The sequence below is a fragment of the Methylobacter sp. BlB1 genome (genome assembly GCF_015476545.1).
In the GTDB taxonomy this organism is placed as follows: domain Bacteria; phylum Pseudomonadota; class Gammaproteobacteria; order Methylococcales; family Methylomonadaceae; genus Methylobacter.
The window spans coordinates 1-11,996 of the sequence record NZ_JADMKV010000094.1 but is presented as its reverse complement, the minus strand read 5'-3'; the positions used below and the strand labels follow the sequence as shown (position 1 = coordinate 11,996).

The window sequence follows — 11,996 nt, the reverse complement described above, 5'->3', positions numbered from 1 at the left end:
CTTCTTCTTGTAAACCAGAACGCCGTCTTTAAGGAAAGGGCGCGCGCATTGCATGTTCACCGAGGCGCAGCCGCGGCGGTGCGCCTCGGCTATCGAAAACCAATAGCAAGCTGCGATAGTGCCTGCCTTGAGCAACTCCTTGTCGGCATTGAGAACGCCAAGCACATGCAAAGTATAACAATCGTTGGTTTGTAAATTCAGGTTGCCGGCTACTGGCAGACCCGCCTTGTGAATCAGCAGCAATTCCATTTTTTCATAAGCCAGCCTGAAGGCGTCCCATGGAAGAATATCAGCGGCGTCGCGGTGTCGATCCTGGATAAATGGCCGGAGCATCCGGTGATAAAAGAAATCCAGTTGTGCCGGGTCTTGGGTGACTTCATATTTAAATTCAGCGTCTCGGATTCTCTTCAGATCGCGCCGGGTTGTAGAGTTATAGAAGAAGGCCAGCAAGTCGGCATCCGGGGGGGGAAGATCAATGGATTGCGCGACATAGTACGGCATGATCAGCATGCGGCGGGCAAATGCGCCTTGAGGCCGGAATTTTCTGTGCCGAAAAATAATGACATCCGCTTTCTCTTGCCAATGCCGCATCACCCGGCTCAGACTCCAGATCGGCACAGTGCCGATTCTTATAGGCTTAAGATATTCAGAATATAATAAGTTTATTAAATAGTGATCGCACGCCTGGTGACCAATCAGGATTGCCGTTAATTCGGGTTGCTCAATTCGATAAATCGGCAGCCAGATATCTTTTATAACGAGACGGATAATCCCTTTCAGCGGCCTGATGAAGAACCGTCTGAGCGGTTGCTGAAGCTTAGCTGGCACGTATTGATTAAAAGCTTTCTTGATAAGTATCATTATTCTCTTCTTTAGTTTCGTGATCGCAGATTTTTAATGCTCAATCAAAGTTCGACAGACGCCACCTGATCCGAGAGCATCTCTGCTATGGCTTCACAAACTTCCTCGCACTGCGCTTGTCTTAACTCGGCGAACATAGGAAGGGAAAGCACTTCATCGGCTGCCCGTTCTGCATGAGGAAAATCCCCTCTCGTATAGCCCAGGTCGGCGTAGGCCGGCAGAAGATGCACGGGAATGGGATAATGGATTCCAGTCTGAATCCCTTTGGCTTGCAGTGCCTGCTGCCATTCACTTCGTTGCCGGGTGCGAATCGCATAGATATGGTAGACATGCCGCGCATAAGGCATTGCCTCAGGCGTTGGTACGCCGCTGCCGGATAAGAACTCGTCATAATAGGAAGCAACTTGCCGTCTTGCCTCGGTCCAGTTATGCAAATGGCGCAGCTTGACTCTGAGCACTGCGCCCTGAATGCCTTCCAGGCGGAAGTTGTACCCTTTGAGGACATGCTGGTATTTCTGCTCAGCGCCCCAATCGCGGAGCATTCGGATGGTACGGGTATATTCGGTGTTATTGGTAACCACCATGCCGCCTTCCCCATAAGCGCCGAGATTTTTGCCGGGGTAAAAACTGAAGCAACCCATATCGCCTAGACTGCCTACGCGCCGCCCCTTGTATTCACTGCCGTGGGCTTGACAGGCATCCTCAATCACGATCAGGCCGTGTTGCTTGGCAATGTTCAGAATGGGGTCCATGTCCGCCGGATGACCATACAGGTGCACGGGAATGATAGCTTTAGTCCTGTCGGTGATTGCGCTTTCGATCGCATTCACATCTATCGTAAAGGTACGCGGATCGATGTCCACAAACACGGGCTTGGCGCCGGTATAGTGAATGGCCGCCACAGTCGCCACGAATGTGAATGGGACGGTTATCACCTCGTCGCCGGGACCAATCCCGGCCGCGAGAAGGGAAAGGTGCAAAGCGCTGGTTCCGGTGTTCACGCCGATCCCGTATTGAGCCTGACAAAAGGCGGAGAACTCCTCTTCAAACGCTGCCACTTCGCTTCCCAGGGTAAACTGGTTGGTTTCCAATACCCCCTGAATGGCGGCGTTGACTTCATCCTTAATCCCGGCATACTGGGCTTTAAGGTCGACAAATGGAATCATGCTACTACCCTTCCTTGCCACATGGGCGTTCCGTTGATCTTGACGGCTCGGCCGCGCTCGTTCATCGAGCGGGTCGCCGCTTCAATTAATTCCACCACGCGCAAGCCCAAAGTGCCGTCAGTCAGTGGTACTTTGCCGTTTTCGATGCAGTCGACGAAATGCCCTCCTTCGACGAGTAAGGCCTCTGTTGTGTCTAACTGTGGCGCCCACATGTCCCCGGTGCGATAGCCGACCCGCATTTGGTAGATTTTTTGAGGGTCATCAGTGAAGCTGACGCCCTTGTCGTAAACCTTGATCTTTTCACTCGGCTCAAGATCATCGTAAGCGATCATCTTCTTGCTACCTCCGAGCAGGATCTGACGCACCTTCACCGGCGCCAGCCAGCTTACGTTGCTGTGCGCGATCATCCCTGAATTATAAAACAGCGAGATGTAGGCCAGATTCTCCGGCGTACCTGGAAAGTGATTGGTTCCGGCGACCGACACTTCCACCGGCTGTTCTCCGAGTAAATAATCAAGAATGGAAAAGTCATGCACGGCCAGGTCGGAGATTACGTTGACGTCGCGCTGAAACAAGCCGAGATTGATCCGGGTCGAATCGTAGTAATAAACGTCGCCAAGATCTTCTCTCTGTATGATTTCCGCCATCTTGCGGATTGCTCCCGTGTAGATAAACGTATGATCAACGATCAACACGCGCTTCCGCATCTCGGCTTCGTCGACCAGCTTGCGTGCCTGCAACGATGACTCTGTCATAGGCTTTTCTAGCCATAAATGCTTGCCGGCCTTCAGAGCGGCCATCCCCAGTTCGAAATGGGTACTGACTGGAGTCGCTACCGCAATGGCATCGATGGATAGGTCCTCAAGCAGGTCCTGAAAACGAGTTGTGGTTTTGACGCCCGGATAGCGTTTTTGAACGGTTTCGAGTCTTTTCTGATCCAGGTCTGCTACGCCGGCCACTGCAAGCCCCGGTGTTTCGGCGAAATTTCTCACCAGATTGGGCCCCCAGTAACCGTAACCGATAATACCTATTCTTAACATGCCTGCTCTCCTTGTTGGATGGAAATAATTGCATTGCTTTCGGTATTGCTAAAAGCTGACCAATTTGCTCAGCACCAACAAATCATTGAATCACTGATAAAGCCTGTGATTCGCAAACAGCCTTAATCTTATATTTTTAACTTGTACCTCTCAGGGAAGAGCAGCCAGGCACTTTTCAATGCCGAGATGCAGTAATTGTTTATAGCGGCTGTCATAATCCCCATGGTCATGGCCTAGACCAGACTGGTCGCCGCCGCGTCGCCTTTATCCCGCACCCGTATATCCCCAACAACTCGGGCAGGAACGCCGGTGACGATCGCATAATCAGGCACATCGCGGGTTACCACGGCGCCAGCGCCAATCAGGGCGCCTTCGCCTATCGTGATGCCGCAAAGAATGGTTGCATTGCTGCCGATCGACGCCCGAGTCTTAATATGGGTTTTGACTACCTGCCAATCCTCCTCAGTCTGCAGGCCGCCATTCGAGTTAACAGCGCTTGGGTAAACATCATTGGTGAACATAACGCCATGGCCTATGAAAACACCGTCTTCGATGTCGACACCTTCGCAAATAAACGTGTGGCTGGATATTTTGCAGTGGGCTCCCACGGAAGCGCCTTTTTGTATCTCAACGAATGTACCGATCTTGGTATCTTCTCCAATCGTACAACCGTAGAGATTTACAAGCTCGGGGTGATATATAGCAACCCCCTCGCCTAAAACTACATTCTCTTTAATCATTCTTTTTCCTCTAAGTTAGCCTGTCTATCTACTGAAAATAACTTAAAGATGAGAACTGTCAGGTGTTGTTGATTATGTTTAACCTCTTAACCCGCACGCTCTCATAGAGATTAAGTTAATCAAACAAGACAACCATGAGTTAGGCCATCTAAATATTTCGCCGATATACTCTTACAGACAAGCTAATGCGCATAACAAGTTTGTTAGCGAGTCAATACACTATTACGTCTTTCCCAAGTATTTGGCTTAAAGCCCTGAATCGATTCTAGTGGCTTTACATTACACAGCACCTCTGCACTTTAAGACTACCTTGACGGTTCTTAATAAAATCTTTAGATCGAGTATTAGAGACCAATTCCGAATATACCGAATATCGAGCCTCACCGTATCATCCCATCCTGTCTTGCTCCGCCCCTGCACCTGCCAGAGTCCAGTGATTCCAGGCTTCATTTCCAATATTCGCCTCAGGTGCCAGGCCTGGTATTTCTCAGCCTCATAAGCAAGTGGCGGCCTCGGCCCTACCAGGCTCATATCGCCCCTGAACACATTAAAAAACTGCGGCAATTCATCAACACTGGTTTTTCGGATAAATTTTCCGACCTTAGTGATCCTGGGATCGGATTTAATTTTAAAAAACGGTTTTTCCACATCGCCCTGATTCACTTTTTCATGATCACCGTTGATCAGACTTCGGACATATTCACGATGTATTTGATCATCCATATTCACATGCATGGATCGAAATTTATAGAATGTAAAAGGCTTTCCTTGCTTGCCCAAGCGCGTCTGCCTGAAAATGACAGGCCCCGGAGAAGTGGCTTTAATGGCTAGTGCCGTAATTAACATTACAGGCATAAAAATGAGCATGCCTGTAATCGAGCCTACGATATCGATACCTCTTTTTAACAAGAATTTAAACCATAAAGTGCCTGTTGCTTTCTCCAGCTCGAAAGGGAAAGAGCTTGGGTGGATGCTTCCGTTTTTTGCCAGGCTCTCAAATATATGGTCAGGATAAGTTGATACGGTAGAAAAAAATTGTGGATTTTTATTTTCATAAAGCAGCTTGTCGCAGAGTTCTTTAGCGCCTCGCTCGTCCGTATCGGGCAGGAGCACGCCTATGGTTTTATGATTGACAAAGCCGCAAATATCAGTGTTTCGTATTTTTTCCCGAACAATATCTAAAACCTTGTTCATATTAACGAATTGATCGTCAATCTCTTTATCAAGCGTCAGCAATAGAATTGACAATGTGGATTTAGACCGTTGCGCCCGCTGCTTCTCAAGACGCAGCAGCTCTATAAAATTAGCATCGTAAAAAAATTCATCGAAATTAGCCTGATAAAGGGCTGGATTATCGATTGGGTCGGGAAATGGCGCTGACTCTACAAATAAATCTTCGCTCTTCTTCATTTTCATCCCCATGCTAGCTGTCTGAGCAACGTTTAAATAATTTATTCCTCTTAAATCCAGATGTTCAGGAATAATGACATGGAACATTGCTCAAGATACATATCGAATAAGTATGTATAGACTCCTAGTCTCTCTAATAATCCTCAATTGCTTTCGTTCCACATACTTTTTGCAAAATACATGCAACTACGACTTAAATCTTGATTTTGGGATCGCCTTCCCAATTAATTTTTACTGTTAGATATATCCATCGGTTACGACTTAAATACATTAACGTTGATAGGAAACCCACTCTGCTTAATGTATTTTGAGTACGCTACCCAAGGGTTACTGCTTCTTGCTGTTGGTCATCATATTCCTAGTTTTTGCCTAACATCACAACTTCGTACAACTACCTAAGTAGTAACGCATATTAGTATTTAGCAGTGCTCTAATGTAAGCTGCCGGTCAATTCACTTTGTTCAGGCGAAGGCCCAATGTTCCCTTTCTAACGAGGCATTCTCTATCGCTGACGGGCTCAGTCATGAGTTTTTACACAATTCGCGGCCGAACCGCACTTTCTCGAATAAAGCAGCTCGTCTTATGGCAGACCCGCATAAAGGCTATATATACTGCAATTAAAATATCTAAGTTCCCGCTTAATCTGATAGAGGCTATTTGTAAAACTGCCACTGTCAGAATTGAGAGCGGTAAGAGCGCTGATAACACGATGGGTACGTAAACAATTACTCTCCCCGGACAACCAGCCACTTTTCTTGCCCAGTCAGAAATAAGTAATCAAGAAAAAACATCAATTGACCATAAACAGTGAGCAATAAAATGAAAATCTCGATTGCTACGTTCAATGCAGAAAACCTTGTCACGGCAGATAAGCCAATTTATGAGGACTCCCACCCTCATTACAGCCAGGCTCAATACCGGAAGAAAACAGACTGGATAAGAAATCAGCTTTTGAGAATGAATGCCGACATTATCGGCTTTCAGGAAATCTTTGAGGAACAGGCGCTCAGGGATTGTTTAACAGGAACCCACATGGAAAACTGGCCTCTCTATGTAGCTAATCCTACAGGCAAAAACCCTGTGAATGCTATTGTAAGCAGATTCCCTATTGTTAAAACGGAGGTGATTGAGGATTTGCCGTTCGTTTTTGATTTCTTCGATGACAAGAAGATGACTGAGCCTTTCGACAGCATTCCGGTCAATATCCCTTTGAAAAAGTTTTCAAGAGGCGTTTTAAAGGCAGAAATCAAAATCAATGAAAATCTTCTGGTTTTAGTGGTTGTTCTGCACTTAAAATCAAAAAGACCTCTATTGCCTGAAGGCATTGATCGTGATACAGCGACTTATCCTGAACTGGCAAAAGGCAATGTGCGTTCTCTAATCAGAAGGGCAATTGAATCCTGCGGCGTCAGGCAAATTTTGTCAGATGAAATCGATCAAGACGAGACAAAACCGATTTTTATTTTAGGCGATTTAAACGATAACGACACCGCCGTGACCAATCAAGCCATCATTGGCGAAGACCCTTTCCATAAGCTTCCGAGAGAGGAAAGAGTAAAAAGATGGCAGCACGTCTTCCAAAACTGCAAGGATATCCAGGCGCGCAAAAGCATTGAAAATTTTCATTACACCTATATTCACAACGGACATTATGAAAGCCTTGACAACCTATTTGCCAGCAATCATTTCGCCGACCTGAACGCCAGGAAAATAGGCCGGATAATTGATGTCCGTTTATATAACGACCACGTTATCGATGACAAAACGTCAATGGATAAAAAACCGATCTACGTGACAGACCATGGACAGGTTGTGGCCAATATCTACGTACCTGAACCGAACCCGCCGGTTCCGGCCATGCGGGGTGCCTCGTTATGAGGAGACGATGAAGCACGAACTCGATTCATTGCTTGCAATCATTGCTGCTGAAGCTCGCAGGCATCCCGATCTTTACAGCCTTGCGACAGAATGCCAATACTTTTACCCGAATAGTTTTTCGTGCTTATGCTTTAAAATGAGAAAATGAAACACACAGCATCCAAAACACGACCGGGACCCTTTAGCTCGAAATCAATCCAGCCTGACTCCACCCGACACCTGTCTTCCCTGAGGGGGCTGTGGCCGTTTCTCCGCCCTCATCGGGGGCGGATGGCCCTGGCGTTTATTCTGCTGTGCCTGGGATCGGCCACGATCCTGCTGGTTCCGCTGGCGTTTCGCGACCTGATTGATGCTGGCTTCGGGCAGCGACAGAATGCCGGCACCGGACTGTTAAACTCGCTAAGCCTGAACGGACGCTTCGCGGTTCTGTTCGGACTGGCGAGCCTGTGGGCAGTGACAATCTCGACGCGTTATTACATGGTAAGCTGGCTGGGTGAGCGGGTCACGGCGGATTTGCGCAGTGCCGTGTATGCTCGCGTGCTGACGCAGACCCCGCAGTTTTTCGAGACTTTGCAAACCGGCGAAGTGCTGTCGCGCCTGACCGGCGACACCACCCTGATCCAGACTGTGGTCGGCAGCTCTGTTTCGATGGGCTTGCGAAGCCTGTTCCAACTGACCGGCGGCATGGTCATGCTGGCGGTGACCAGTTTTTATCTGTTCTCGCTGAATCTGGGCCTGATGGCCTTGCTGATGCTGCCTATCCTGGTCATCGGCCGTCGGGTGAAAAAGCTCTCGCGCGAAGCTCAGGACAAAATCGCTGACGCCTCGGCGCTAGCCGGCGAGATCCTCAACGCGGTACCGACAGTTCAGGCCTATACCCAGGAACAACAGGAAACCCGCCGCTTCTCAGACCGGGCGGAAGTCAGCTTCATGACGGCTATCCGGCGTACCCGCGTGCGGGCGCTGCTGACGGCGCTCATTATCATGGCGGTCATGGGCGTCATTATCTTCGTGTTATGGATCGGCGTGAATCAGGTGCAAACAGGCCTCATGACAGGCGGTCAATTGGCTTCCTTCATCCTGTATGCGGCTTTGGTGGCGGGCGGATCAGGCACTTTGGCCGAAGTATGGGGCGACATCATGCGGGCGGCCGGCGCCACCGGGCGCTTGCTGGAACTGCTCCATGCCAAGCCCGCCATTGTCGATGCCTATCCGCGTCAACCGCTGCCGCAGCCCGATAAAGCAGAAATTCAATTCGAAAACGTCACTTTCCATTACCCGTCGCGCCTGCAGGTGGCTGCACTTGACAACATCACGCTCGACATTGCCGCCGGCGAAAGCGTCGCATTGGTCGGCCCTTCCGGCGCCGGCAAGTCCACCCTGTTCCAGCTGTTATTGCGTTTTTACGAGGCAACAGACGGCGCCATTCGCTTCAACGGGCAGGATATCCGTCAGATTTCCTTGCATGACTTACGGGACAAAATTGCCATCGTGCCGCAAGATCCGGTGATCTTCTCGGCCAACGCCCTGGAAAATATCCGCTACGGCCGCCCCACGGCCAGTGATGATGAAGTCATGGCCGCCGCCCGTTCTGCGCAGGTGGAAGAATTCGTCCACCGCCTGCCGGAAGGCTATCAGACATTTCTGGGCGAGCGCGGCACGCGCCTGTCCGGCGGCCAGCGCCAGCGCATCGCTATCGCCCGCGCGATTTTAAAAAATGCGCCGCTGTTGCTGCTCGACGAAGCCACCAGCGCCCTGGATGCGGAATCCGAAATTCTTGTGCAAGAGGGATTAAATGCTGCCATGCAGGGCCGCACAACCCTGATCATCGCCCACCGGTTAGCCACGGTAAAAAAGGTCAGCCGCATCATTGTGATGGACCAGGGGCGTATCGTCGAAATCGGCGCGCCGGAAGATTTACGCAAACAGAGCGGGCTTTACGCCAGGCTTGCGAGCTTGCAATTCGACGTTTGATCATAGAAAGCTCACTAATGAAAATCCCTCTCTTTGCCCCATCTCTGCTATTTGACGCATTATCAAGCAAGGAAATATGGCGAAATCCATCTCATCAGTTCATTAATGCAACGGAATCGGTTCTGTTCATGTAAATAAATCACATATTGCCTGTGTAATTTTTCACAGATTCCAACGATCCATTTCTCCATACTATCTACAAAGTTCGATGTTCAACGGAACTCGATCACATGGGTAATTTGAATGGTGTCGGTTGGGGTTGCATGGCTTGTCTTGTCGAAACATCAGAACCATAGCCGTTCTGAAAGCCGGATTGGCCCCATAATAGTTTGTGAGGCTTATGAAGCATGCATATACATATTCGCATTGCACATGAATCATCTGTAGTTATCATATGCATTGATTATCAAGAAGAAGCCGAAGAAAGCCATAGAATCACTCAATGCATATAATCGGAAAAATTATTTTAATTGTGCGGCTTATGGCGATCTGAAAAATGCAGCGCAAGCCCAAGACAGAGCCTAAATGAGCATAAATAATTGATAATTATAAAAATTTTAAATAAGCTCAACTATTAACTATCAGGTAAATAATAAAAATATTTATATATAAAATTAATGTCACTTGCCCAATACAGTATTGGGCATAATTAAAACAATAAATTCCTTTATTTAAAGATAATTAAATAAACGATGTCTGAGGAAAACTAAAGTAAATTTTCGTACTAATTTTCAGGCGTCAACAAGGAGCGAAAATTTGATAGGGTAATTTTATTTAATATTCTTTACCTAAAGGAAATACTGTTATTAACTCAAATCGATAATGGATAAAAATGAAAAAATTTACACGCACAAAAATTATCCTGGGCATTGCGGCATTGGCTTTCAATATTAATGTGGCCCAAGCCGATTCCATCAATGCAGAACCCAAGAAAGGCATATTGCCTGACAACTTCAAATCCATGATGCTTTTTATGGCAAACGGTTCTATTCCTCTCAGTGAAGCGGGCCCTGAACCCGAAGAAGTGGCCTGGGATTTTCAATACAACATCATGCACCGTACCGATGCTGAAGTTGAAGAAGTCCGCCAAAAAGCGCTGACCTTTTTCAAAGAGCAGTTTGGCATCGATGCCGAGAACGACCCAGGCATCTGGTTTCACCCTTACCGGGTCGAGAGAGCTTCCCATTATCGCGCTTATGTCATTTCCGGCGAGAAAATACCATCCTCCGGCTGGGAAGTACGCGATGGCGGCTGGGAAGCCCGCGTGATCGATCCTAACGGCAAAGTTTTAGGCGGCCATCTGGCCGGCCATTTTGTGCCGCCCGGTACATTCTTTGTTGACGGCAACTACAACATCCTGACTGATCAATGTGAGAAGAATCATGGCAAGCACTGCGAAAAGAAACGGGAAATCACCATGTCCTACCGGTCGAAGGAGCCTATGATACCGGCGGGGCCAAACATTCCAGGCATCATCACGTTCCCTATCATGTGCGAGCTGGGAAGTGAAACCTTTGGAATAGGCGTCTCCGGCGGTTTCAGCCAGCCCACTTTAACCGACGAGGGCCAGACATTACAGTACAACGTGCGCAATGTGCTGACTTTCTCTGATAAAAACGGCAACTAGATTCACCTGAATCTAATTTTAAGCGCTTACCCTGACGCCTGGTAATCATTCGATGATGATCAGGCGCTCTCCCTTTTAATTTAGGATTCGATTTGAAACCTGCCTTTATTTTCCCGTCATGTTAAGGAATTGATTATGAATACCCCCAATGTACGTTCCGTACAAAGGAACTCTGTGAGTTATCTTACGGAAATGTTTGGTTTTATAAATAATCCTTTGAATGGTTTTTTGCATTCCAAAAACAGATGGGGAGATATAGTGCCTCTGCCGCTACCCGGCATCCGCGCCATTCAGTTTTTCCATCCGGCGCATGTCAGCGCGGTACTCAATCTGCCCCGCAAAGACGCCACGACGGGCTCCATATCGGACATCATGGGCGATGGCCTGTTAACCAATAATGGCCCTGAGTGGAAAAAACACCGCCGTCTCATTTCGCCTGCATTCGCGCCGCGCGTTATCGAAGGGTTTATCAGTACGATGGCCAAAATCACGCAGGACTGGATGGCTACGGTAACGCCTTCCGCCCATGACCTTAACATCAGCGCCTCCATGTTGAGCCTGACGCTTGATATTCTGATCAGCACGGTATTCGGTTCAAAAATTCCGGTGGACAGGACTATCGTTGCCAAAGCGCTGGATGAGTACATGTATGAATTTTATCTGGATACCAGCAGCTGGCGGCGCTTGTTGCCCAAAGCTATCAGTACTCCTGGCAGAAAACGGCGCCAGCAGGCAATGCGCGAACTGGAGAGTATTGTCTATCAGGCCATAGACAGACGCCGGGAAACCGAACCCGATAATGATCTGTTGTATCGCCTGCTGACCGCCGGCGATGAAAAAGGCGAGCACCTCACCGACAAACAACTGCGCGATCATGTGCTGACCGCTATTCTGGCGGGCCATGAGACCACGGCATTAATGCTGAGTTATTCTTTATGGCTGTTGGCGCATAGACCGGATTTCCAGGATGAATTGCGGCAGGAATTGCTGGAAAAACTCGGCGGCCGCCATGCCGATATGGATGACATGCCCGCGCTGCAACGTCTGGATGCGGTCCTGAATGAAGCCATGCGCCTGTACCCGCCCGCCTATGTCGTTGCTAGGGAGGCTGAAAATGACATGGAAATAGGCGGCTTTGCGGTCAAAAAAGGCGATCAGCTGCTGGCGCCGGCCTGGGTGATCCACCGCGACCCGCGCTGGTGGCAGGCGCCGGAGGCCTTCAGGCCGGAGCGCTGGCTGAACGGGGAGACCGCGCACCTGCCGGCCAACGCCTTCTTCCCGTTCGGCGGCGGGCCGCGCC

Annotated in this window: 9 protein-coding genes; 4 read left to right on the top strand and 5 right to left on the bottom strand. The window is 48.9% G+C overall.

The window, feature by feature from the left end; all coding sequences use genetic code 11:
- The 5 genes from IT781_RS20535 to IT781_RS20515 form a co-directional block, all read right to left on the bottom strand.
- Positions 1 to 861, bottom strand: an 861-nt coding sequence (locus IT781_RS20535; protein WP_194972039.1) for a GNAT family N-acetyltransferase, incomplete at its 3' end; no start/stop codon positions are given.
- Between the two features lie 44 nt (positions 862 to 905).
- Positions 906 to 2,027 (bottom strand): DegT/DnrJ/EryC1/StrS aminotransferase family protein, encoded by a 1,122-nt coding sequence (locus IT781_RS20530; RefSeq protein WP_194972038.1) that lies wholly within the window; start codon positions 2,025 to 2,027, stop codon positions 906 to 908.
- Entirely contained in the window at positions 2,024 to 3,067 is a 1,044-nt protein-coding gene (locus IT781_RS20525; RefSeq protein ID WP_194972037.1) for a Gfo/Idh/MocA family protein, read from the bottom strand. Before IT781_RS20525 ends, IT781_RS20530 begins: the two co-directional genes overlap by 4 nt.
- A gap of 233 nt (positions 3,068 to 3,300) precedes the next feature.
- Complete coding sequence (locus IT781_RS20520) at positions 3,301 to 3,807, bottom strand: acyltransferase (RefSeq protein ID WP_194972036.1); 507 nt, start codon at positions 3,805 to 3,807, stop codon at positions 3,301 to 3,303.
- Positions 3,808 to 4,086: 279 nt separating this feature from the next.
- Positions 4,087 to 5,217: a sugar transferase gene (locus IT781_RS20515; protein WP_194972035.1), complete on the bottom strand. Its 1,131-nt coding sequence runs from the start codon at positions 5,215 to 5,217 to the stop codon at positions 4,087 to 4,089.
- An 819-nt stretch (positions 5,218 to 6,036) separates the two neighbouring features.
- On the opposite strand from IT781_RS20515, the gene IT781_RS20510 reads away from it, so the two are divergent.
- The 4 genes from IT781_RS20510 to IT781_RS20495 all read left to right on the top strand — a co-directional run.
- Positions 6,037 to 7,095 carry an endonuclease/exonuclease/phosphatase family protein gene (locus IT781_RS20510; RefSeq protein WP_194972034.1) on the top strand — a complete coding sequence of 353 codons (1,059 nt, stop codon included), beginning with the start codon at positions 6,037 to 6,039 and terminating at the stop codon, positions 7,093 to 7,095.
- A 270-nt stretch (positions 7,096 to 7,365) separates the two neighbouring features.
- Positions 7,366 to 9,069, top strand: coding sequence for an ABC transporter transmembrane domain-containing protein (locus IT781_RS20505; protein ID WP_194972033.1), 1,704 nt, complete (start codon positions 7,366 to 7,368; stop codon positions 9,067 to 9,069).
- An 832-nt stretch (positions 9,070 to 9,901) separates the two neighbouring features.
- Positions 9,902 to 10,696, top strand: coding sequence for a hypothetical protein (locus IT781_RS20500; RefSeq protein WP_194972032.1), 795 nt, complete (start codon positions 9,902 to 9,904; stop codon positions 10,694 to 10,696).
- Between the two features lie 258 nt (positions 10,697 to 10,954).
- On the top strand, positions 10,955 to 11,996 hold a 1,042-nt coding region (locus IT781_RS20495), incomplete at its 3' end, for a cytochrome P450 (RefSeq protein ID WP_370527061.1).

What these genes read in the sequence shown, in the direction of transcription:
- IT781_RS20520 (WP_194972036.1), bottom strand. Translation starts at nt 3,807, where the DNA reads ATGATTAAAGAGAATGTAGTTTTAGGCGAGGGGGTTGCTATATATCAC.
- IT781_RS20505 (WP_194972033.1), top strand. Translation starts at nt 7,366, where the DNA reads ATGGCCCTGGCGTTTATTCTGCTGTGCCTGGGATCGGCCACGATCCTG.
- IT781_RS20530 (WP_194972038.1), bottom strand. Translation starts at nt 2,027, where the DNA reads ATGATTCCATTTGTCGACCTTAAAGCCCAGTATGCCGGGATTAAGGAT.
- IT781_RS20500 (WP_194972032.1), top strand. Translation starts at nt 9,902, where the DNA reads ATGAAAAAATTTACACGCACAAAAATTATCCTGGGCATTGCGGCATTG.
- IT781_RS20515 (WP_194972035.1), bottom strand. Translation starts at nt 5,217, where the DNA reads ATGAAGAAGAGCGAAGATTTATTTGTAGAGTCAGCGCCATTTCCCGAC.
- IT781_RS20525 (WP_194972037.1), bottom strand. Translation starts at nt 3,067, where the DNA reads ATGTTAAGAATAGGTATTATCGGTTACGGTTACTGGGGGCCCAATCTG.
- IT781_RS20510 (WP_194972034.1), top strand. Translation starts at nt 6,037, where the DNA reads ATGAAAATCTCGATTGCTACGTTCAATGCAGAAAACCTTGTCACGGCA.